The sequence below is a fragment of the Brumimicrobium sp. genome, assembly GCF_048268645.1.
Lineage (GTDB): Bacteria > Bacteroidota > Bacteroidia > Flavobacteriales_D > Crocinitomicaceae > Brumimicrobium > Brumimicrobium ulvae.
Genome location: NZ_JBLWVE010000002.1, coordinates 153,671 through 175,221 on the forward strand (window position 1 = coordinate 153,671; position 21,551 = coordinate 175,221).

The window sequence follows — 21,551 nt, forward strand, 5'->3', positions numbered from 1 at the left end:
GCAATAACTATACCCTACGGATATCTGCTCCTAAATTATTCAAACGAATATCAATATCTTGATACCCTCTATCAATTTGTTCGATGTTATGAATTACACTTTTGCCTTCCGCTGACAATGCAGCAATCAACAACGAAACACCCGCTCTAATATCAGGAGAAGTCATTTGAATTCCACGCAAACTATTTTTCCTATCCATTCCAATCACAGTAGCCCTATGCGGATCACACAGAATAATTTGTGCTCCCATGTCAATCAATTTGTCGACGAAGAACAAGCGCGATTCAAACATTTTTTGATGAACGAGTACACTTCCTTTTGCTTGTGTAGCAACCACCAATACAATACTCAGTAGGTCAGGCGTAAACCCTGGCCAAGGAGCATCAGAAACGGTTAAAATAGAACCATCTATAAAAGTATCTATTTCATAAGACTCTTGTGCAGGAACAAAGATATCATCTCCACGTCTCTCCAATTTAATTCCTAACCTTTGGAAAACCTGTGGAATAATACCGAGGTGTTCGTATCCAACATCTTTAATGGTAATTTCAGATTGTGTCATTGCTGCCAATCCGATAAAACTTCCAATCTCAATCATATCAGGAAGAATTCGGTGATAACACCCTTTCAATTCTTTTACTCCTTCAATGTGTAACAAGTTACTTCCCACACCTGTGATTTTCGCCCCCATATTGTTGAGCATTTTACACAATTGTTGTAAATAAGGTTCACAAGCCGCATTATAAATAGTTGTTTTACCTTTTGCTAAAGCAGCTGCCATTACGATATTTGCCGTTCCAGTAACAGAAGCCTCATCCATGTGAATGTATACTCCTTCAAGCTTTTTCGCTTCAACGGTATAGAAATGTTCTTTAGAATCGAAGTTAAAGTTTGCTCCTAATTTGATCAAGCCTTCAAAGTGCGTATCTAATCTTCTTCTTCCAATTTTATCACCACCAGGTTTCGGCATAAAAGCCTTTCCAAAACGAGACAATAAAGGACCGATAATCATTACAGACCCTCTTAATCCACTAGCACGTTCTTTAAAATCTTCAGATTTTAAGTAATCAAGATCTAAATCTTTCGCTTGGAAAATATATGTTCCTTTTTCAACTTTTTCAATTTTAACTCCCATTGCTTGGAGCAGATTGATCAGCTTATTAACATCAATGATATCTGGGAGATTAGAAATCGTTACTTTTTCGGGAGTAAGCAAAACTGCACAAAGAATTTGCAATGCTTCGTTCTTTGCTCCTTGTGGAATAACTTCTCCTTTTAACTTCTTACCTCCATATATCTCAAATGATGCCATAATATTTATTTTCTACGTTTTTTAGACTTGTGTTTTTTAGACGGTTTTTTCGGCGTAACCCCCACTTGTTTCAATATTGAATTGGTAGGTTTTAATAAACTAATGTCAGCCAATTTCAACTTGCCGTTTGAGAGTTCTTTTAAGTGAGAAATAATCGCACTGTTCTCAACGTTTTGCGTGTGAAAGACCAGGTAATTCTTCTTAAGAAGGTTTGCCAACACCTCCGTTAAATACTCTTTCTCTTCTTCATCAGTAATTTTACTTGCTTCCCTAATCATTTTTTCAGCATAATGACCAAAATGACCATACTTGCTTTTATTGCGAGGATAGTTCATAATTTTCGGACGTTCTGACAAAGATTCGGGTTCTGGAATTTCGTAAGGAGAATCTACATCAATTTCAAAATTACTCATAATGAACAAGTGCGTCCATAATTTGTGGGTATAATCCTCAACATCCCTAAGGTGTGGGTTTAATTGCCCCATCACATCAATGATCGCTCTTGCTGCAAGGTTGCGTTCTTCTCTTGATTCAATTTGTTTCGCATAATTGATCATGTTTTGAACATTCCTTCCGTATTCAGGAATATATAATTGTGCCCTTTCCGTGTTATAGGACAGGGCATTCATTGTGTATTCTTCCAAAGTAAATTTATTTTAATTAGGGTTAAGTCCTTTCTTGTTTACTGGATTATCCAAAGAAAACAATTGCTAGAATAACTCCTAACAAAAAGACGGTGTAAATTGTTCCTAATGCAACGGTTGAATCATCAAAATACTTTCTCTTAGACATAATAATATTGTTTTGGGGTAAAAATAGTAAATCTTCTTTAATTTCTGCCGACAAACCTAGACATGTTAGCGTTTTTTAGGAACACTTTTATGAAAATAATGAAAATTAAGGAGTTTCACATCATAAACATCAACTATTTATCTTTCATAATTTAAATAATTCTTAAACCTTCTTGCATTTTAATCTGCAACAAAAATTATTTCTGGCTGCGGAGAAGTGGGTTTTCGGATCAGTCGTTTTCCTTTTTTCCAAAGTTGCCACTCTTCCACGACTCCATTTTCCAATTCAACAGCAAAAGTATAATACATTTTCGTTTCGGCCTTCACTTCATAAGTTCCCTCCAAGGTCTGCTTAGAAGAACTCAACCAAAGTTTTCCATAGGTCAAAACCAAATCGTATTTCGATGCAGGAATCTCTATCGGCTCCTTCCCCATACTAACTTCATAAGCTTCTTGAATTCCATGGTAGCTTCCTAAATACTTTTTAGGAAAAAGTTTGTCACTGTTTCCACATGCAGTGAAAAATATAAATGTTAACCCAATAAGAAAGTAGTTGCGCATTTGATTCGTAATTAGAAGCGAAAGTTAAAAATTTCTAGTCAATAATTAAGAATTGAACTCATTCTATTCATCTTTTTGAACTTAAAGCTTCTAAAATCAGTTAGGCCAGACGACTCTACTTAATGTTCTTAAAAATCCCTAAACATTATCTTCACTACTATGAAAATTAGCCTTATTTTTAGCCTTTCAATTTCACAAATCATGGAACAATATCATCATCTTTTAAAGCACATCCTTGAAAACGGTACAGATCGAGGAGACAGAACAGGAACAGGAACAAGGTCAGTATTTGGACACCAAATGCGATTTGACCTGAGCAAAGGATTCCCTGTGATTACCACTAAAAAATTACACCTTCGTTCGATCATTCACGAATTGTTGTGGTTCATCAGTGGAGACACCAACATCAAGTATTTAAAAGACAATAAAGTTTCGATTTGGGACGAATGGGCTGACGAAAACGGTGATTTAGGACCTGTTTACGGTCACCAATGGCGTTCTTGGCCAGACGGAAATGGTGGAACGATTGACCAAATTTCGAAATTGGTTGACCAATTGAAAAACAACCCTGACTCAAGAAGACACATCGTAAGCGCATGGAACGTTGCTGATGTTGAGAAAATGGCTTTACCACCTTGCCATTGTTTATTTCAATTTTATGTTGCCGACGGAAAATTAAGTTGTCAATTGTACCAACGTTCTGCAGACACGTTCTTAGGTGTTCCATTCAACATAGCAAGCTACGCATTATTCACAATGATGTTGGCCCAAGTGTGCGGTTTAGAAGCTGGTGAATTTATTCATACTTTTGGAGATGTACACTTATACTCCAACCATTTTGAACAAGCAGAACTGCAGCTTTCTAGAGAAATACGTCCCTTGCCTACAATGAAAATCAATCCAGATGTGAAAAGTATTTTCGACTTCAAATATGAAGATTTCGAATTGATAGGTTATGATCCTCATCCACACATTAAGGCGAAAGTTGCTGTTTAAAACTTGTATATTATGAAATGTGCATTGATTGTAGCCATGGGAAAGCACCGAGAAATCGGGAAGGACAATGACTTATTGTGGAAATTACCGCGTGACATGAAATTCTTTAAAGAAACAACTCAAGGTCACACAGTGGTGATGGGAAGAAAGAATTGGGAATCTATTCCTGAGAAATTCCGTCCACTTCCAAATAGAAAAAACATTGTGATTTCAAGAAATGCAGATTACAAAGCAGAAGGCGCAACATTAATTACAGATTTAAAGGAATTAAGCCAACATATAGAAGAAGGTCAGAAGTGTTTCATTATTGGAGGAGCACAAATTTATCAATTGGCCTTAGAACAAGATATGATTGATGAAATGTATGTAACTTTAGTCAAGGAAACTTTTGAAGCCGATACCTTTTTCCCTTTTGTGAATTGGGAGAACTGGGAAGAAGAAGATATTCTTGAGTTTGAAAAAGACGAGAAGAACCCCTATTCATTTATTATTAAAAAATACACTCGCTAGTTCATGAAAGTTTGTATTGCTGAGAAACCAAGTGTCGCAAAAGACATCGCTAATACGATTGGAGCCACCCAACGTAAAGACGGTTATTATGAGGGCAATGGTTACCAAGTAACATGGACATTTGGACACCTTTGTACACTAAAAGAGCCAAGAGATTACGTTGAAGACTGGAAGTACTGGAACCTAAGACATCTGCCTATGGTTCCTTCTCGATTCGGCGTAAAAGTAATCGAAGACGAGGGGATTCAACGTCAATTCCAGATCGTAAAGCGATTATTAGTCGAAGCAACTGAAATCATTAACTGTGGTGATGCTGGTCAAGAAGGAGAAGTCATTCAACGATGGGTTTTCTTGAAATCAGGTACAAAGGCCCCCATCAAAAGACTATGGATTAGCTCGCTCACTGAGGAAGCAATTAAAGAAGGGTTTGCCAATTTAAAAGACGGCAATAAATTCAACAACTTATACGCTGCGGGTAGTGCGCGAGCAATCGGCGATTGGCTATTGGGAATTAACGCTACTCGATTATTCACCAAGAAATTTGCTCTACAACGTCAAGTGCTTTCAATTGGTCGAGTTCAAACCCCTACTTTGGCCATGATTGTCAACCGACAATTAGAAATAGACAATTTTAAACCTCAAGATTATTGGGAGTTGCGAACCGTTTATCGCGACACGGAATTCAACAGTGTACTGGGGAAAATTAAAAAATTAGAGAAAGCAGAATATGCTTTAAACAAAATAAAAGATGAACCTTTCGAGATCACCTCTTTTGAACAAAAGGAAGGAAAAGAAAAGCCTCCTAGGCTGTTTGACTTAACAGCATTACAGGTTGAGGCCAATAAAAAACAAGGGTATTCTGCCGACCAAACGCTTAAACTGATACAAAGTTTATACGAAAAGAAATTGGTGACCTACCCGCGTGTAGACACTACCTACTTGCCAGATGATGTTTACCCGAAAGTTCCAGGTATTTTGCAAAACTTGGAGTATTATAAAGAACTAACGGCTCCTTTACTCAATAAAAAACTCCCCAAAAGCAAGCAGGTCTTTAACAATGCTAAAGTTACCGATCACCATGCAATAATTCCTACGGGAGTAAAAGTGAGCGGAGTAAGCCCTGAAGAGCAAAAAATATACGATACCATTACAAGGCGATTTATTGCTATTTTTTATCCTGACTGTAAGGTGAGCAATACAACTGTTCTTGGGGAAGTTCTGAAATTAGAATTTAAAGCCACCGGAAAACAAATCTTATCTCCGGGTTGGAGGGTGGTTTATCAAAAAGACGACGCCAAATCCAAAAACAAGGACGAGAATTTAATGCCTGTCTTTGAAAAGGGTGAAAAAGGGCCTCATGAAGCACGTCTAGATCAAAAGCAAACCTCACCTCCAAAGCCCTATACAGAAGCGACCTTATTACGCGCAATGGAAACAGCAGGAAAGCATGTTGAAGACGAAGAAGCTCGTGAACTTATGAAAGACAATGGGATTGGTCGACCGTCCACACGTGCGAATATCATTGAAACCCTGTTCAGGAGAAGATACATTGCCCGTTCTGGAAAATCAATTGTGGCTACACATACAGGCATTGACTTAATCCAAGTAATAGACAACGAAACCTTAAAATCTCCTGAATTAACTGGGGATTGGGAACGCAAGTTAAGACTCATAGAGAAAGGTGAATACCAGCCAGAACAATTCAAACAAGAATTGATTGAAATGGTCGTTAATCTAACCAACGAGGTACTTTTCAATACAGAAAAAAAGGTGATCCGTATTTTAGACGACACGAAAGAGGAAGAGAAAAAGAAAAAACCAAAAAAGAAAAGAGCAAAAACGGTAAAGGTTGACATTACTTCATTGGACTGCCCTAGTTGTAAAAAGGAAGGTTTTTTAGAAGGAAAAAAGGCTTACGGCTGCGCCCACTACAAAGAAGGTTGCAAATTTGTTATTCCTTTTGAATTCATGGGAAAAAAATTAAGTAACAAACAACTTAACGACCTTATTACCAAAGGTAAAACAACTAAAATAAAAGGATTTAAAAAACCGGGTAGCGAAGAATCGATTGATGGAAAATTAGAACTTACTTCAGATTTCAACGTAACTTTAAACTCAAATTAAAAGCAATATTATGATTAGAATAGGAATTTCCGTATTGACTCTAGCTGTATTGGTTTTCTTTCACAATGCAATAATTTCTTTAGGATTAAAAGTTGGATTATCGTTTACCTTTTCGAAAATCTTGCCTTACATGTTTCAGTTTTTTGCCGTTTGTCTGATCATTTATCAAGTGTATAGTCAATACTTGATGAACACCTCCCTAACCATGAGAAGATTGGTGAGTACCTTAATTCTTTTTGGAGCATCTGGAATTGCGTTTGCTGTCAACCCCATTTACGAAGGTGATTTCAACCATGAATACCGTGAGATTTTACTTGCAGGAGAGAACGCTGATACATTTCAACATGGCGTAACTATGATTGCGTTGCCTGGTTGCCCTCATTGCTATGACATGCTCGAAGAGATGAAACAAGTTAAGGCCATCTACCCCGCTTTGCCCATGTACGTTTTGGTGGTCAACAATGATGAACTTGCCAGAGAAGAATATGAAGAAAGAAGTAAGGGTAAAATTGAAGTTGGACTATTTCCTAAGTCAACATTATTAAGAACCATTATTGCAGACGGTTATCCGAACTTAATTTATAAGTCAAACCACAAGTCTTCAAAAATAATTAACTGGACCAATCGAGGGTTTGGTAGCGCAAGTTGGGATTATATTATGGAGCAAGAAGGGCTATAAAGAATGGAATTCAAAACGGTTACCAAATCGTTAGTTGTGAAACTTCCTTGTCCCCTTCCAACTCGAATCCACTAATAGAAACACCAATCAAACGCAAAGGAACATCAGGAAGAATGGCTTCCTTCATTAAATCCATAAGTTTTTCACGAATTTCAGTTTTATTTACAACAAAATCAGGCTCTGTAATAGAGCGTGTAATGGTTTCGAACTCATAGTTTCTAATTTTCAAGGTTACAGAGCGCCCTTTTTTGCCGTGTGCTTCATAGCGTGTCCACCACTTTTCGAAAACTTGCGAAAATTTTTCATTGATGTTTATGTCTCCTTTAACATCTTCAGAAAATGTCATTTCTGCACCAACACTTTTTCTAACCCGTTCAGACTGGACAGGTCGGTCATCGATACCTCGGGCAATATCATAAAGAAAGCCTCCAGTTTTGCCAAACAACTGCTGCAATTCCCATTTAGAATAAGGCAACAGATCAATTCCTTTAAAAATAGTATTGGCCTTCATTTTCTCAGCCGTAACTTTTCCAACACCGAAGAAGTCTTCAATGGGCAATTGCTTCATAAATTCTGGACCTTCTTCTGGTGTGATTACAAAAAGTCCATCCGGTTTGTCTTGATCCGAAGCTATTTTCGCCAAAAACTTATTGTAAGAAACACCTGCTGAGGCGACCAGGTCCAATTCGTTCCGAATATCGTTTTTAATTTGTTGGGCAATTAAAGTGGCCGATTGTAATTCATATTTTGAATAGGTCACATCCAAGAATGCTTCATCCAAAGACAAGGGTTCTATGACCGAAGTATAGCGTTCAAAAATGGCATTGATTTCACAAGAAACAGCTTTGTATTTTTCGAATTCGGGTTTTACAAAAAGTAAGGTTGGACATTTCCGTAAGGCAACACGAGAAGGCATTGCTGAGCGTACACCAAATTTTCGTGCTTCGTAACTCGCAGCGGCAATTACTCCTCGTCCACCAGTTCCACCCACCGCCAATGGTTTCCCACGCAACTCTGGATGGTCACGTTGTTCAACAGAAGCGTAAAAAGCATCCATATCAATATGAATTATTTTACGCGTTTCTTCCTTACTCATTCTCCTCGTCTGGCGAAATAATACGTTTAATATCTTCTTCTGTTTTATCCAGTTTCTTACGACAGAAATCAACCAATTCTTTGGCTTCAATTACCGTTTCAGAAAGATTATCAATTTTAATCTCTTTGGCTTCCAAAGCCCCAACAATTTCTTTCAATCGCTGCAAGGCTTCTTCATAAGTTGTTTTATCCGTTATTTTCATGTTTTATTTCTTTTGTTGAAACGACTTTACTCGTAATCAAATAATTATTGGCAAGGGTTTTCATTTCATCTCCAGGCTTTACCGTCCTATTCTTTACGTCTTCGTCATCAATGGTCGAAATGGTATATCCTGATTCTAAGATTTTCAAAGGATTGAGCAAAGCCAACAGTTCCTCTTGGTTACCAAAAACAATACGCTCTCTATCGATAAGCTGCTGACTCAAAAGTTGAATGTTCGATAAAACCTGCTGGAGACTCATGTCTTTTTCTCGTTCAACTTGTTGCTGACTCAAATCAGAAATACGGTCCAGCATACGTTCTAAACTACTTCCCTCCTGCTGAACTAAGCCTTGCAACTCTGCAGATGTGCGATGACTTAATGCCGCTAAGCTGTCTTTACCTTCATATAAAAGCGTTCTACTTTTCTGCACAATTTCGTACTCTTGTTCTTGAAAAGTACTCCTCCAAAAGTGAATCAATTCTCGACTATAATGAGAAAGATAATTATTATAATGGGTAAATTCTTCTTTGCTTTCCCCTAATAATTGCATAGACATCTGAATAGACTTGTCATGCAACTCACGCATAATTTCTTTAAAAGAACTTATAGCGTAGTGAATATGTCTAGCCACTGCTGTAGGGGTAATAAAGGTAACACGGGCCACAAGATCGGCAACGACCTCATCATTTTCATGACCAATTCCTGTCAGAACAGGCAGTCTAGAATGACAGATGGCTTTTGAGATTTCATAGTCATCAAACAAGGCCAAATCCATTTTACTCCCGCCACCACGAAGAATTACAATAACGTCTGCATCGTGGTTACTTGCATCTTTAATGGCAGCAACAATTTCTTTTACCGCTGCATCACCTTGAACACGAACAGGGAATTCCTTGATGACAAAATTATTAAAATCATGATTCACCAATAATTCATTCTGAAAATCTCTATATCCTGAAGTGTTTGGAGAACCAATTAATGCAATACGTTTAATAATAGTGGGTAAACGCAGTTCTTTTTGAAGGTCGTAAATACCTTCTTTTTTAAGTCGCTTAATGACCTCTTGCCGTTTGCGTTCTATTTCCCCATAAGAATAAGCAGGATCAATGGCGCGAATCTTTAGTTTGAGTCCGTAAATCGTATGGAATTCAATTTTCACATTAATCAACACCTTATTTCCAGGTTGAAGAATACTTTGGGTTTCCTTTAGTCCGATTTCATTAACAATGGTACTATAAGTAGAAGCCCAAATGGTGGCAAAACTACGTGCTGTCGTTTTATCATTTGCACTATCCGCCAGTTCAATATAGAAGTGTCCACTCTTCTGATTGATTTTAATCAATTCTGCGGTAATCCAGAAGTCACGTTGAGAAAACTGTTCCCAAATGTGCTTTTCAAAGGACTGATTTAACTGTGTTAGAGAGTATATTTTTCTTTCTTCGGACATGTTAAATTAAAGATAATGAAAAATATGTTCTGGAATGAAAAAGGCCTAGAAAAACTCAATTTGCTACTTTTTTCTGATCCAATACTGTGTTCTAAAAAACCATCCAATATATCCACGAACAGCAAGTAGGTCTTCATTCACCAACCACAATTTAGCATCATAAAGCTTTCCATTGTTGGGATCGAGCAAAGCTTTTTTGCCCGACCATTCATCTCCTGACTTCACCAGAGCTGTCATGATCTCCATACCCAATACATCTTGATTTTTTCTATAATCAGTGCAGTAATAGCATTTTGCATCTTTTAAGGCTATTTTGAGGTTATGTAAGGCCACAATCTTTCCATATAACTTTCCATTTTTTAAATAAATCTTAACCTCTGCTTTTAATTCTCCTGAACTATCGTCATAACTTTCCCATGTTCCCTCAATGGCTTGGGCTGTAGATGATAAAGCAATCATACCGAATAAGAAAATGAGAAAATATTTAAGCATAATGTAATTTTATAAATTCAATAAAACAGAGCATACCCTTCTTCAGCCCTTTACTTTTTCTTCCAATATTGAGTTCTAAAGAACCAGCCAATATATCCTCGAACAGCCAATTTGTTATTGCTTTCTAGCCATACTTTTGCATCATAAGACTTACCGTTATTGGGATCTAAAAGTGCAGCATCGCCAATCCATTCGGAACCTGATTTATTTAATCCAGACATCACCAACATGCCAATCACTGGTTGGTCCTTTCTGTAATCAGTACAAAGTTCACATTTTGCATCCTTAGGGTCTATGTTCAAGTTATATAACTTAAGAATTTTACCATAGAGTTTTCCATCTTTGATATAAATTTTAACTTCTGATTTTAATTCACCAGATTCATCATCATAAGTTTCCCATACACCTTCAATAGATTGTGAAACCCCCACAAAAGGAATTAAGCATAAACTTAGAATTAAAAAGTACCTCATTCTATTTCTTTTATTTGTAAAAATATCATTAAAACGGCAATTTCACTAGTAAAAGAAGACTTCTACCTTTTTCTTTTCCAATATTGTGTTTGATAAAACCATCCTCAATAGCTTCTTACAGTAAGATGGACCCGATGAATAACCACACTTTTCTGTCACAAATCTGTTCATTTTTAAAAGTAATATTCAGGACGAAAGATGGATTTATGTGCCCTTCTTTTAGCTAAAAGTAAGAAGCTGATTAAGTCTCATACAAAATGGCTATTTTTGTATAAAAATTCGATTATGTTACATGCTCCGACTACCCCTTTAGCTGAACGTATGCGTCCAAAAACAATGGATGAATATGTTGGTCAGGAACATCTCTTAAAAAAAGGGGCAAGTCTTAGAAAATCCTTAGATGCGAATGTCTTACCCTCTTTAATTCTTTGGGGACCTCCAGGAGTTGGCAAAACGACCTTGGCTAATTTATTGGCCAATCAATTGAAACGTCCTTTCTATACATTGTCTGCAATTTCCTCTGGCGTAAAAGAAGTTCGGGAGGTGATCAAAAAGGCAGAGAATCAAGGAATGTTTGAACGTGCAGGTGCGATTCTATTCATTGATGAAATACATCGTTTTTCTAAAGCACAACAAGACTCACTTCTTGGGGCCGTTGAAAAAGGTGTGGTAACATTAATTGGTGCAACCACAGAAAACCCATCATTTGAAGTCATTTCAGCATTGCTGTCAAGGTGTCAAGTTTACACACTCCAGTCATTGGAAAAGGAGCAATTGGAATTATTACTCAAAAACGCACTCGAAAGAGATGAATACCTTTCAAAATTGGATGTTCAATTAAAGGAAACCAATGCATTGATTAGAATTTCTGGAGGTGATGCGCGAAAACTTCTGACATTATTAGAAATAGTGATCAGCACTTTCCCGCAAGATGCGAAGATAGAGATTACAGATGAAGTCGTTTTTTCTATTGCTCAGCAAAACATCGCACGATACGATAAAGACGGAGAACAACATTACGATATCATTTCGGCATTTATAAAATCTATACGCGGTAGTGACCCCAATGCTGCTGTATATTGGTTGGCCAGAATGATTGAAGGTGGAGAAGACGCCAAATTCATTGCACGTAGATTAATTATTTCTGCCAGTGAGGACATTGGACTTGCTAATCCTACAGCATTGATTATGGCCAACAACACTTTCCAAGCCATTAACACCATTGGTTTTCCAGAAGCACGCATTATTCTTGCACAATGCACAATTTATTTAGCAACTTCCCCCAAAGGAAATGGTGCGTACATGGCGATAAATCAAGCTCAAGAGTTGGTGAAGTCTACAGGAAATCTTTCGGTTCCCTTAGCGTTGAGAAATGCCCCAACGAAGTTGATGAAGCAATTGGATTATGGAAAAGGATATAAATATTCTCACGACCATCCGGGGAACTTTGTAGTTCAAGAATTTATGCCTGAAGAAATAAAAGGGGCTTCATTTTTTCAAGCAGGAAGCTCAAAGCGTGAACGAGAAATAGAGGAAGACATTAAGCAGCGTTGGCAAGGGAAGTATTGAAATAATTACGAATTGTTTAGTTTTCAATAGTTACCAGATTAACTTAGTTTTACTTTTTAAATAATACCTTAAATGTGATTACTAAATTGATGAAGGGATTGATTATTCTAATATCATTCAGAATTAATCAAAGGATTAGAAATCTTGTATTCAAAAAAATGTTTCACCTTTTTCTGTTGTATCGGTCTTTAGCTTTTGCATTCCGCATTTTTCTGATCATCTTACAGAAGCAATATGCTCAGCATACATTTTCGCAATAACAGTTTCAGTTTTTAGATGCCTAATGGAAGCCTACTTCAATAATTCTTTAAATGCATTTCCCAGTTCCTCAATAATCGACTCTGCTGTCATGGCGTATTCACTGTGCTTTTCTGCAGCTAATTCTCCTGCTACACCGTGTAAAACGAGTCCAAGTTTTGCTGTTTGATCTGGTGTATAACCTTGGGCCAAAAGTCCGGTCAATAATCCTGTCAACACATCTCCGGTTCCACCTGTTGCCATTCCTGGAGTACCATTTAGACTAAAGAAACAATTTCCTTCAGGAGTACACACAGTAGTTCTGGCGTCTTTCAAAACGATGTAAACTTTGTGTTTTATTGAAAACTCTGTCAGTAAATCCAATTGTTCGTGACTGTTTTTAGTTTCACCAGCCAAACCTCTAAACTCCTTTACATGGGGAGTTAGGATACTGTTTTCAGGAAGGTCCACCAGCATCTCTGGATTTTGAGCAATACAATTAATTGCATCAGCATCAATAACCACTGGACGATTTACTTGCTTTAAAAATTCACCTAAAAACTGAGCGGTTTCCCTTGACGTTCCAATTCCAGGTCCTACACCGTAGGTAAATCGGTCTTCAACCTGAATCTTGCCTTCTAGAACATCCTTTCCGTAGGCATCGTCGCACATAGCGACAGGAACCATTGTTTGTAAAATCTCAAATCCTACTGAAGGAACAGTTGCGGTAATTAATCCTGCTCCAGAAAAACTAGCTGCTCTAGTCATTAAAACTGCTGCTCCAATTTTACCTCGACTCCCTCCAATTAAATTGGCATGTCCATAAGTTCCTTTGTGAGTGAAAATCGTTCTTTTGTTAAGATAGCTCCCTACCATAGAAGGAGTCAAGTAAAAGTGATTACTGTCTATATTTGAAGCATATTCATGTTCTAGTCGAATATCTAAAACGATTATTTTCCCAATAGCGTTTCCACCTTCTAAAAAGAAGAAAGAAGGTTTAGGAACGTGAAAAGTTAGGGTGTAATCTGCATGAACGATGGGGTCTAAAGGTTCATTTAATCGATCACAATACAAGCCAGAAGGCAAATCTATAGCGACTACTTTAACTGTATTATGACTATTGATTCTGCGAATGAGCTTACCTGCAACACCTTCTGCAGCGCGTGATAAACCGATTCCAAAAATAGCATCGATTACAATTCTTCCATTAAAGTTAAGTTGTTCTAAATCACCTTCAGAGCGAACAATTTTAATCTTAATGTCGGAACGTTTCAACCTTGCTAATTCCGCTTCATATTCTGGCGTTTGTCGATCACTAATGTCCAGCAACACACACTCTATATCATAATCGTTACGGATGAGGAACTGGGCCAGAACAAGTCCATCTCCACCATTATTTCCTTTTCCACAAATTATAGAGTAGGAATAATTGAGTCCTAAGTTTCTTTTGATCCAATTGTATGTTTTACTTGCTGCTCTTTGCATCAAATCAGCATTAGTAATCTTTTGTTGCACTAATGTATGTGCTTCAAGTTCTTTGATTTGTTGCGCAGTAAGTAATTTCATAGGTTTATTTTAAATTTTCAAAATACAATTTATTTGGTCCTTCTGGATAAATTACTTGCAAGACCATTTCGTCATCTGTTAATTCTTCAATGATAAGAATATCTGTTCCTTCACGGAAAAGAAAAGCTTCTTCATATTTATAATCTACAATTTTAAGTGTATCTGCACTAATAGTGTAAATTCTTTCATGGCTAGGAGAAACAATCCTTCCTTGTGAGTCAATATTGAAGACTTGTTTATCTGCTGAGAATTTTAATCCATTCTGAAAGCGTCTAAACTCTGTATCACTAGAAACCAATCGCCACTCTCCATTGGTCAAATGATCCTCAACACTTTGTTCACGTGATGAATTCATCTGTTCTTTGCAAGACATCAGCAATACACTTCCTAATATAAACATAAAAATTCTCATTTCTAAAACTTTAGATAAATAAATAATTTGTACAAATATCAAAGATAGGCAAAAAGAAGGTAATGAAATAGTGCTCCGCAGAAAGCTTGAGTAAGAAGTCATGAAGAGTTATTGAAAAGCCGACACTATAATATTATAAGCATCTTCAAAAAATAAAAACCTCATTTTTTTTAGTAAAAAAAATAATTACACTATCTTTCCAGTGAAAATTCAATGCAAAGAGACCTTGGTTATTGGGATGAACAAATGGATTTGTTGGCCCAGCAGGATTACATTACCATAGACAACTTCTTCAATTCTGAAGACCTCATCAACGCACATCATTTTTTTGAGACAAAACAGCAGGAAGGCGTTTTCCAAAAAGCGGCTATTGGAGCAAGTGGAAATGAAAAAATCATCAATGAAGTACGTGGTGATTATACATACTGGTTGGAGAAAGGTAAGCACACGCAAATCAATTCCATATTTGAAACTTTAGACGAAGTAAAATCAGTATTTAATCGATTGATGTACTTAAGTATAGCCGATTACGAATTTCATTTGGCCCATTATCCGAAAGGTTCATTCTACAAAAAACATTTAGACCAATTTGAAGGTCGTAACAACAGAATGGTCTCTGTGATTATTTATTTGAATAAAGACTGGAAAAATGGTGACGGTGGTGAATTGAGGATTTACCCTGAAGGTCAAGACCCAATTGATATTGCCCCAATAGAAAACCGTTGTATAATGTTTAGGAGTGACACACTTTATCACGAAGTTTTAACTTCTCATACTTCCCGAAAAAGTATTACCGGTTGGATGTTGTATCAACCTGCTGTTTTACCCTATTTGGTGTTGTAAAATCTCTTAACACGAAGACACACAGAGACTTTCACATAAAAACGAAAGAAGTGAAATTAAACTTCTCCCCTAAAAGAAAATGGTGCGAGAAGTATACTTCTACGCACCATTTTTTCAATCTCTTTTTCTTCCTTCCGATTGAAGGATAAAAAATACTTAAGCTTTTTTACACATTAAATCTAAAGTGCATTATATCTCCATCCTGAACGATGTATTCTTTTCCTTCCACACCAAACTTTCCTGCTTCTTTACATGCAGCCTCAGAGCCGTACTTCACGAAGTCTTCATACTTCATTACTTCAGCACGAATAAATCCTTTTTCGAAATCAGAGTGAATAACTCCTGCTGCTTGTGGTGCTGTAGAACCTTTCAAAACAGTCCAAGCGCGAACTTCTTTCACACCTGCAGTAAAATAAGTATCTAAGTTTAGTAATTTGTAAGCAGAGCGAATCAAACGATTTACCCCTGATTCTGTTAGTCCTAGTTCTTCCATAAACATTTGACGTTCTTCAAAGGTATCAAACTCTGTAATGTCAGCTTCTATTTGAGCTCCAATTACTAACACTTCTGCTCCTTCATCTTTGACCGCTTCCTTCACCATGTCAACGAATTTGTTACCGTCTTTTACGGAACTTTCATCCACATTACATAGATAAAGTACAGGTTTTACTGTAATTAAATGCAACTCTTGGACATGAGGCCATTCATTTTCATCAAATTCCATTGAGCGAACAGACTCTCCAGCTTCGAGGTGATTCTTTATGCGTTCAGCAAGTTCAAATGCTCTCTTTGCTTCTTTATCTCCTGACTTTGCAGCTCTTGCCAAACCATTCAAACGTTTTTCAACTGTTTCAAGGTCTTTCAATTGCAATTCATAGTCGATCACTTCTTTGTCTCTAATCGGATCTACTGAACCATCAACGTGAACGATATTATCATCCTCAAAACAACGTAAAACATGGATAATTGCATCTGTTTCACGAATATTTGCTAAGAATTGATTGCCTAATCCCTCACCTTTAGAGGCACCTTTTACCAATCCAGCGATGTCCACAATCTCCATTGTTGTTGGGACAACACGTTCTGGTTTTACAATTTCTTCTAACTTCTCTAAACGAGGATCTGGAACAGAGATAGTTCCTACGTTAGGTTCGATTGTACAAAATGGATAGTTTGCCGATTGTGCTTTCGCATTCGATAAACAGTTAAACAATGTTGACTTACCTACATTCGGCAACCCAACAATTCCACATTTTAATGCCATATGAAAAAATTTTGATGCAAAGATAATGCTTGCAATTGATTAAAGCCAATTTGACTTTTATATTATTGATTTTAGTTGTCTTTTAGATTTTAGGTTGGCAGTAGTTTGGTGGAGATAAAATATCGTTTAATAGCTATTTCAGCATTTCCCTTATTCTATAAGCACTTGTTCTACTTCTAAATTTCCAGGGATAGTGATAAAAACCTAAAATACTTAGCCGATATTTTACCAGTAAATTCAGAGTTTAACTTCAATCCTCGATTAAAACATAGTTTTATGAAATAGGGTATATTATTAATTTCAAGATATGACAATATTTAGTATTCATGACGCAAGAAATCCGTGTTTTATCCGCGTTGTTAAAACGGTGACTGCGGTGACTGAGCCAGTCGAAGGTCCGTGTCATCTGAGTTCCAATACAGCGCAAACCGTTTGCAAGGAATAGAGTTTAAGTGCTTTCACTTCTGACAAGATCTCGATACGCAGTAAGTTTGTGTCCGATTGACTCTCGTTCTTCTTACCTTAACAATTTTGATAGTTTATAGCTTAGATTGGGTTGAATTCTTAAATCAAACCCAAATTCATTAATCGGGAAGTCCCAATCTTTTCTTATCTCTTTTTCTCAAGGGGCTTCCGTATTTTTCTAACCAACTCGTCACCTTTGGAGGATATGACGAAAACGTATTGCTTTCTTCTTGTTCAATAATATTAACTTTGAAATCATGCTTAAATTTAAATGTGTGATAAGCTTCTGCCGTATCTCCATTTACATCTTTAATTTTATAACTGTGACCAATAATATAAGTTTGAGATTTTTTTACAGTTTTTAAATTATCACCTTCGACTGTCTTAGAAACACGAAACTCATGAAAGGAAATAGGAATGTAGGAATCTTTATGCATTGCATATTTTCGGATGAAGGACTTGACAGCTTTTTCTGTTTTAATTTTAAGTTTTTTCTCCTTTTCTATACTTTCTACCACATCATACATCATTGATGCTATTTCTTTGGTTGGTTTCAGGTAAGGATCTTTTTGATCTCTGTTCAACACCATAGTTTCACCCTTTATTTTGAGCATCTCTTTGTGTTTACGATTTATTTTATCTGGATATTTAGTACATATCGCACCAAAAGAATACAATTGAAGAATCCCTTTTTCATGACTATAAATACTGTCTAATTGCGAAAAACCTAGTTCGAATAAGTAATTCAATTGATTTACGTAAGCCACCACTTCCTTACTCGGTGGCCCCTGACTAGACATAAGAATATACTTGTGATTTTTAATCGAATCAACGTAAAGTAATGGATTTGCATTTGGATTCACTTCTTGAAAAGGGTTAGCCTTTGGAGCGTGTTTCTTTCGGAGTGCTTCAGAGATTTCACGGGTATTGCAATGCTCAGAAAAGTCAAATCCACCAAGATGACTTAATGTGTATGAAACATCAAAATCCATGCAAGCTTCAAGTTTTTTGCCTAAGATCAAATAGCTATACCCTCTGTAATAATAGGCCTTTCCATAATTTGGATTTTTACTAATCAAGAAACTGAACTCATCTAATGCCTCCTTAAAATTATGAAAGTCGAATTTTCGTTTTGCCTTAATGAAAAGCAATGTTGAATCTTCAGGGTTTGCTCTGATCTTATGATGTAAATCTTCATAACTCACCTTGGGTTCAGTAAAGTCGATATTACTCATAAATGCTTCAAGAGATATTTGTTCTGCATGGGGCTTTTCTAAAGGATAACTATACGAAACGATATATCCAATTCCGTTTCGGTACTCTACTAATGTCAAAATATTGTACTTCTCCCCTTCAATTGATGCCTCAACTAATAGTTCTTTTTCTGATTCACGCACAACACTTAAATCCCTATACCTTCTGTGCAAGCTCTGTCTTTCGAGCAAATGTACCTCCGCAATTGAATTTGCAAAACCATCTGCCTGAGCCCTAATAACTATACGATTATCTAAGGCTGAAATAACTCTATCATTATTTGACAAACGGAATGTATAACTGCATTTATTTTCTAATGTATCGAGTTCGATAAGCTCTACTTTTCTCCAATCTTGAGAAGTTTTAAATTTAAACCCGAAAAAAGGATTTTCATAAACTGTTTGGGCTGATAGCGAAAAGGCCGATAAGGTAACCAGAAGTAGATGTACTAATTTAACCATGGTTTCAAGTGTTAATAATATTATTTTCAATGCTAATTTAGAAATTAAAACTGAACTTGGAATATTTGATTTAGAAAGTAAAAATATGTGGGGTGATCTAAAAAAGTAATGAAATGGCGGCAAATTTTGTGTTTAGATAGAAAGTCTAAGACCGTTTTGATAAGAGTTTGTAAGCATATAATCAAAGCTTTGATCCTGTTCTTATACTCCTACTTTATTATCCATAAATTATTCCCAAAAAAAAACGGCTTTGAACAATCAAAACCGCTTTTTAAAAAATATTTATTCAAAAAATATTATGCTGCATGCATCTTCGCCATTTTAGATTGTGAAAATTGCTTTTGAGCATATTCTAAAGTTACCCTGTATTCTTTAACTGGATTTTTGCTTCCAGGAATTTCATACATCGCTTCTGTAAGAATAGCTTCGCAGATTGAACGTAAACCTCGTGCTCCTAATTGGAACTCGACAGCTTTATCTACGATAAAATCAAGTACCTCACTATCAAATTTTAAATCAATTCCATCAATTTCAAACAATTTTACGTACTGCTTAAACAATGAGTTCTTAGGCTCTGTCAATATTCTACGCAATGCTGTTTTATCTAAAGGCTCAAGATAAGTCAAGACAGGAAAACGACCGATCAACTCTGGAATTAAACCGAAAGATTTTAAATCTGTTGGGTTCACAAACTCCAATAGGTTGTCTTTATCGATTCTCTCTTCTTCCACATTTGCAAAACCGATCGTTTGACGATTTACACGACGTGCAATGATTTTTTCAATACCGTCAAAGGCACCTCCACAAACAAATAGAATGTTCTTTGTGTTGATTTTCACCATCTTTTGCTCTGGGTGTTTCCTTCCTCCTTCTGGTGGAACATTTACCTCTGCTCCTTCTAGTAATTTCAACAATGCTTGCTGAACACCTTCTCCAGAAACATCACGTGTAATTGATGGATTATCACTTTTACGTGCAATCTTATCAATTTCGTCAATAAAGATAATACCTCGTTCTGCAGCTTGAACATTGTAATCTGCCGCTTGTAACAAACGAGACAAAATACTTTCTACGTCCTCACCAACATAACCGGCTTCCGTCAATACTGTTGCATCGGCAATGCAAAATGGTACATTCAACATTTTAGCAATTGTTTTTGCCAAGAGTGTTTTACCCGTTCCTGTTCGTCCAACCATCACAACATTCGACTTATCAATTTCGATGTCATCGTCACCAACTTTTTGATTTAAACGCTTATAATGATTATAAACAGCAACCGACAATGTTTTCTTTGCAGACAATTGCCCGATTACATATTCGTCTAGTTTTGCTTTAATTTCTGTAGGTTTTAACACATTTAAAGGAGCATCATCTCCTTCAAGTCCTACACCTCCACTGGGTATTTCTTCCTTAACTATCGATTGAGCTTGAATAATACAGTGGTCACAAATGTGTCCAGATATCCCAGCAATCAACAATCTCACCTGACTCTTTGGTCGGCCACAGAAAGAACAAGTTGTTTCTTTTTTACTCATATATTGTGACAAAAAAGGTCAATATCGCTATCGACCTTTTGATTTATTTTTTACAAAAATACGCAATTAGTAGGAGGCTACCCAATCGGAGACTTAAAATCTTAGAATAGATTTTTTAAACATACGTCTTCTTTAAAAGTATGCTCTGTAGAGATTTTCCTTACCAAAGCAAGCTTCTATAGTGGAGTTTATTGTTTCTACCTTAACCTTAGTTGGAAAATCAATACAGTAAAATCTAAAAACCCTTCTTCCACTTCGCTCTATAAGTTTAGAGTCAAGCAAAAGAAGGGCTGATTCTTAAAGGCCTTTATCCTACCTAAATTACTTCATTAGTTGATTTGGTATTTATTATTTCTTGCGGATCAACACTTCATCCACCATACCGTATTCTTTAGCTTCATTTGAAGTCATCCAGTAATCACGATCTGAATCTTCTTCAACTTTATCAAAAGGTTTCCCTGTATGCTGCGCTATAATGTCATACAATTCTTTTTTCAACTTCAAGATTTCACGAGCTGTAATTTCAATATCAGAAGCCTGACCTTGAGCACCACCAAGCGGTTGGTGAATCATTACACGTGAATGTTTTAAAGCTGTACGCTTCCCTTCTGCTCCGGCACATAATAAAACCGCTCCCATAGAAGCTGCTAACCCTGTACAAATTGTAGCTACATCAGGTGAGATGTACTGCATTGTGTCGTAAATCCCTAATCCTGCATAAACACTTCCTCCTGGAGAGTTTAAATAGATTTGAATGTCTTTTTTTGGATCTACTGACTCTAAAAACAACAACTGAGCGTTAATGATATTCGCTACTTGATCGTCGATTCCAGTCCCTAGAAATATAATACGGTCCATCATCAAACGAGAAAAAACATCCATTTGCGACATATTCAATTGACGTTCTTCAATAATATACGGTGTCATGGAAGACTCAATATATTGACCTACGTGCATGCTATTGATGCCTAAGTGTTTGGTAGCGTATTTTTTAAATTCATCTTTATTATACATAATTCTATTTTTCTATCTAATTTCTAAAAGTTAAAACGATAAATATACAAAATTCAATTGCGAAATAAACAATTATCAATTACGAATTATCAATTACGAATTGTCAATTACGAAATACGAATTGGGCTCAAGCTTTGAGAATTCGAAATTCTTCTTCTGATCATCAAATATCATGCTTTAGTTGCTGGTCGGTCAAAATTGGATTATTCAACGACATAATGGCAGCGGTTTAATCAATTATGAATTAT

Annotated in this window: 20 protein-coding genes; 6 read left to right on the forward strand and 14 right to left on the reverse strand. The window is 36.4% G+C overall.

The annotated features are described in order from the left end of the window. Positions 1–7 precede the first annotated feature (7 nt). From murA to ACN0U3_RS03820, 3 genes are all read right to left on the reverse strand, one after another. Complete coding sequence (gene murA, locus ACN0U3_RS03810; RefSeq protein ID WP_417265197.1) at positions 8–1,312, reverse strand: UDP-N-acetylglucosamine 1-carboxyvinyltransferase; 1,305 nt, start codon at positions 1,310–1,312, stop codon at positions 8–10. A gap of 5 nt (positions 1,313–1,317) precedes the next feature. Then, the gene (locus tag ACN0U3_RS03815) at positions 1,318–1,956 is read right to left on the reverse strand and encodes a DUF4290 domain-containing protein (protein ID WP_417265198.1); all 639 of its coding nucleotides are present in this window, start codon (positions 1,954–1,956) and stop codon (positions 1,318–1,320) included. Between the two features lie 327 nt (positions 1,957–2,283). Beyond that, a complete protein-coding gene (locus tag ACN0U3_RS03820) occupies positions 2,284–2,664 on the reverse strand; it encodes a hypothetical protein (RefSeq protein ID WP_417265199.1) in 381 nt (126 codons plus the stop codon). 201 nt (positions 2,665–2,865) lie between these two features. Here ACN0U3_RS03820 and ACN0U3_RS03825 point away from each other — a divergent pair, with 201 nt between their 5' ends. From ACN0U3_RS03825 to ACN0U3_RS03840, 4 genes are read left to right on the forward strand one after another with little or no spacing between them, the layout of a single operon-like run. Further along, positions 2,866–3,660: a thymidylate synthase gene (locus tag ACN0U3_RS03825; RefSeq protein WP_299204047.1), complete on the forward strand. Its 795-nt coding sequence runs from the start codon at positions 2,866–2,868 to the stop codon at positions 3,658–3,660. A gap of 12 nt (positions 3,661–3,672) precedes the next feature. Then, a complete protein-coding gene (locus ACN0U3_RS03830) occupies positions 3,673–4,170 on the forward strand; it encodes a dihydrofolate reductase (protein ID WP_299203864.1) in 498 nt (165 codons plus the stop codon). Between the two features lie 3 nt (positions 4,171–4,173). Next, entirely contained in the window at positions 4,174–6,294 is a 2,121-nt protein-coding gene (locus tag ACN0U3_RS03835) for a DNA topoisomerase 3 (RefSeq protein WP_417265200.1), read from the forward strand. Positions 6,295–6,304: 10 nt separating this feature from the next. Continuing rightward, positions 6,305–6,973, forward strand: a complete 669-nt coding sequence (locus ACN0U3_RS03840; RefSeq protein WP_417265201.1) for a hypothetical protein — start codon at positions 6,305–6,307, stop codon at positions 6,971–6,973. 19 nt (positions 6,974–6,992) lie between these two features. On the opposite strand, the gene dinB is transcribed toward ACN0U3_RS03840, so the two are convergent. The 5 genes from dinB to ACN0U3_RS03865 form a co-directional block, all read right to left on the reverse strand. Then, positions 6,993–8,069 carry a DNA polymerase IV gene (gene dinB, locus ACN0U3_RS03845; RefSeq protein ID WP_417265202.1) on the reverse strand — a complete coding sequence of 359 codons (1,077 nt, stop codon included), beginning with the start codon at positions 8,067–8,069 and terminating at the stop codon, positions 6,993–6,995. Further along, positions 8,062–8,271 (reverse strand): exodeoxyribonuclease VII small subunit, encoded by a 210-nt coding sequence (xseB, locus tag ACN0U3_RS03850; RefSeq protein ID WP_299203876.1) that lies wholly within the window; start codon positions 8,269–8,271, stop codon positions 8,062–8,064. Before xseB ends, dinB begins: the two co-directional genes overlap by 8 nt. Next, positions 8,255–9,718 carry an exodeoxyribonuclease VII large subunit gene (gene xseA, locus ACN0U3_RS03855; protein ID WP_299203879.1) on the reverse strand — a complete coding sequence of 488 codons (1,464 nt, stop codon included), beginning with the start codon at positions 9,716–9,718 and terminating at the stop codon, positions 8,255–8,257. Before xseA ends, xseB begins: the two co-directional genes overlap by 17 nt. Positions 9,719–9,781: 63 nt before the next feature. Continuing rightward, complete coding sequence (locus ACN0U3_RS03860; protein WP_417265203.1) at positions 9,782–10,210, reverse strand: DUF2147 domain-containing protein; 429 nt, start codon at positions 10,208–10,210, stop codon at positions 9,782–9,784. A 50-nt stretch (positions 10,211–10,260) separates the two neighbouring features. Then, positions 10,261–10,683, reverse strand: a complete 423-nt coding sequence (locus ACN0U3_RS03865) for a DUF2147 domain-containing protein (protein WP_417265204.1) — start codon at positions 10,681–10,683, stop codon at positions 10,261–10,263. A gap of 285 nt (positions 10,684–10,968) precedes the next feature. Between ACN0U3_RS03865 and ACN0U3_RS03870 the strand changes: the two genes are divergently transcribed. Then, positions 10,969–12,252: a replication-associated recombination protein A gene (locus ACN0U3_RS03870; RefSeq protein WP_299203888.1), complete on the forward strand. Its 1,284-nt coding sequence runs from the start codon at positions 10,969–10,971 to the stop codon at positions 12,250–12,252. A 291-nt stretch (positions 12,253–12,543) separates the two neighbouring features. Here ACN0U3_RS03870 and ACN0U3_RS03875 read toward each other — a convergent pair whose 3' ends face one another. After that, positions 12,544–14,055, reverse strand: a complete 1,512-nt coding sequence (locus ACN0U3_RS03875) for an NAD(P)H-hydrate dehydratase (RefSeq protein ID WP_417265205.1) — start codon at positions 14,053–14,055, stop codon at positions 12,544–12,546. Between the two features lie 4 nt (positions 14,056–14,059). Beyond that, positions 14,060–14,467, reverse strand: a complete 408-nt coding sequence (locus ACN0U3_RS03880; protein WP_417265206.1) for a hypothetical protein — start codon at positions 14,465–14,467, stop codon at positions 14,060–14,062. 213 nt (positions 14,468–14,680) lie between these two features. On the opposite strand from ACN0U3_RS03880, the gene ACN0U3_RS03885 reads away from it, so the two are divergent. After that, entirely contained in the window at positions 14,681–15,310 is a 630-nt protein-coding gene (locus tag ACN0U3_RS03885) for a 2OG-Fe(II) oxygenase (RefSeq protein ID WP_417265207.1), read from the forward strand. A gap of 166 nt (positions 15,311–15,476) precedes the next feature. Here the strand turns inward: ACN0U3_RS03885 and ychF are convergent, their stop codons facing one another. The 4 genes from ychF to clpP all read right to left on the reverse strand — a co-directional run bounded on the left by ychF (position 15,477) and on the right by clpP (position 21,303). Next, positions 15,477–16,574: a redox-regulated ATPase YchF gene (gene ychF / locus ACN0U3_RS03890; protein WP_299203901.1), complete on the reverse strand. Its 1,098-nt coding sequence runs from the start codon at positions 16,572–16,574 to the stop codon at positions 15,477–15,479. A gap of 584 nt (positions 16,575–17,158) precedes the next feature. Next, positions 17,159–18,754, reverse strand: a complete 1,596-nt coding sequence (locus ACN0U3_RS03895) for a hypothetical protein (protein ID WP_417265208.1) — start codon at positions 18,752–18,754, stop codon at positions 17,159–17,161. A gap of 296 nt (positions 18,755–19,050) precedes the next feature. Then, positions 19,051–20,289 (reverse strand): ATP-dependent Clp protease ATP-binding subunit ClpX, encoded by a 1,239-nt coding sequence (clpX, locus tag ACN0U3_RS03900; RefSeq protein ID WP_417265209.1) that lies wholly within the window; start codon positions 20,287–20,289, stop codon positions 19,051–19,053. A gap of 348 nt (positions 20,290–20,637) precedes the next feature. Further along, positions 20,638–21,303, reverse strand: a complete 666-nt coding sequence (clpP, locus tag ACN0U3_RS03905; RefSeq protein ID WP_417265210.1) for an ATP-dependent Clp endopeptidase proteolytic subunit ClpP — start codon at positions 21,301–21,303, stop codon at positions 20,638–20,640. Between the last annotated feature and the right edge of the window lie 248 nt (positions 21,304–21,551).

Coding starts and splice junctions, on each gene's coding strand:
- murA (WP_417265197.1), bottom strand. CDS start 1,312: ATGGCATCATTTGAGATATATGGAGGTAAGAAGTTAAAAGGAGAAGTT.
- ACN0U3_RS03820 (WP_417265199.1), bottom strand. CDS start 2,664: ATGCGCAACTACTTTCTTATTGGGTTAACATTTATATTTTTCACTGCA.
- ACN0U3_RS03825 (WP_299204047.1), top strand. CDS start 2,866: ATGGAACAATATCATCATCTTTTAAAGCACATCCTTGAAAACGGTACA.
- ACN0U3_RS03830 (WP_299203864.1), top strand. CDS start 3,673: ATGAAATGTGCATTGATTGTAGCCATGGGAAAGCACCGAGAAATCGGG.
- ACN0U3_RS03835 (WP_417265200.1), top strand. CDS start 4,174: ATGAAAGTTTGTATTGCTGAGAAACCAAGTGTCGCAAAAGACATCGCT.
- ACN0U3_RS03840 (WP_417265201.1), top strand. CDS start 6,305: ATGATTAGAATAGGAATTTCCGTATTGACTCTAGCTGTATTGGTTTTC.
- dinB (WP_417265202.1), bottom strand. CDS start 8,069: ATGAGTAAGGAAGAAACGCGTAAAATAATTCATATTGATATGGATGCT.
- xseB (WP_299203876.1), bottom strand. CDS start 8,271: ATGAAAATAACGGATAAAACAACTTATGAAGAAGCCTTGCAGCGATTG.
- xseA (WP_299203879.1), bottom strand. CDS start 9,718: ATGTCCGAAGAAAGAAAAATATACTCTCTAACACAGTTAAATCAGTCC.
- ACN0U3_RS03860 (WP_417265203.1), bottom strand. CDS start 10,210: ATGCTTAAATATTTTCTCATTTTCTTATTCGGTATGATTGCTTTATCA.
- ACN0U3_RS03865 (WP_417265204.1), bottom strand. CDS start 10,683: ATGAGGTACTTTTTAATTCTAAGTTTATGCTTAATTCCTTTTGTGGGG.
- ACN0U3_RS03870 (WP_299203888.1), top strand. CDS start 10,969: ATGTTACATGCTCCGACTACCCCTTTAGCTGAACGTATGCGTCCAAAA.
- ACN0U3_RS03875 (WP_417265205.1), bottom strand. CDS start 14,055: ATGAAATTACTTACTGCGCAACAAATCAAAGAACTTGAAGCACATACA.
- ACN0U3_RS03880 (WP_417265206.1), bottom strand. CDS start 14,467: ATGAGAATTTTTATGTTTATATTAGGAAGTGTATTGCTGATGTCTTGC.
- ACN0U3_RS03885 (WP_417265207.1), top strand. CDS start 14,681: ATGCAAAGAGACCTTGGTTATTGGGATGAACAAATGGATTTGTTGGCC.
- ychF (WP_299203901.1), bottom strand. CDS start 16,574: ATGGCATTAAAATGTGGAATTGTTGGGTTGCCGAATGTAGGTAAGTCA.
- ACN0U3_RS03895 (WP_417265208.1), bottom strand. CDS start 18,754: ATGGTTAAATTAGTACATCTACTTCTGGTTACCTTATCGGCCTTTTCG.
- clpX (WP_417265209.1), bottom strand. CDS start 20,289: ATGAGTAAAAAAGAAACAACTTGTTCTTTCTGTGGCCGACCAAAGAGT.
- clpP (WP_417265210.1), bottom strand. CDS start 21,303: ATGTATAATAAAGATGAATTTAAAAAATACGCTACCAAACACTTAGGC.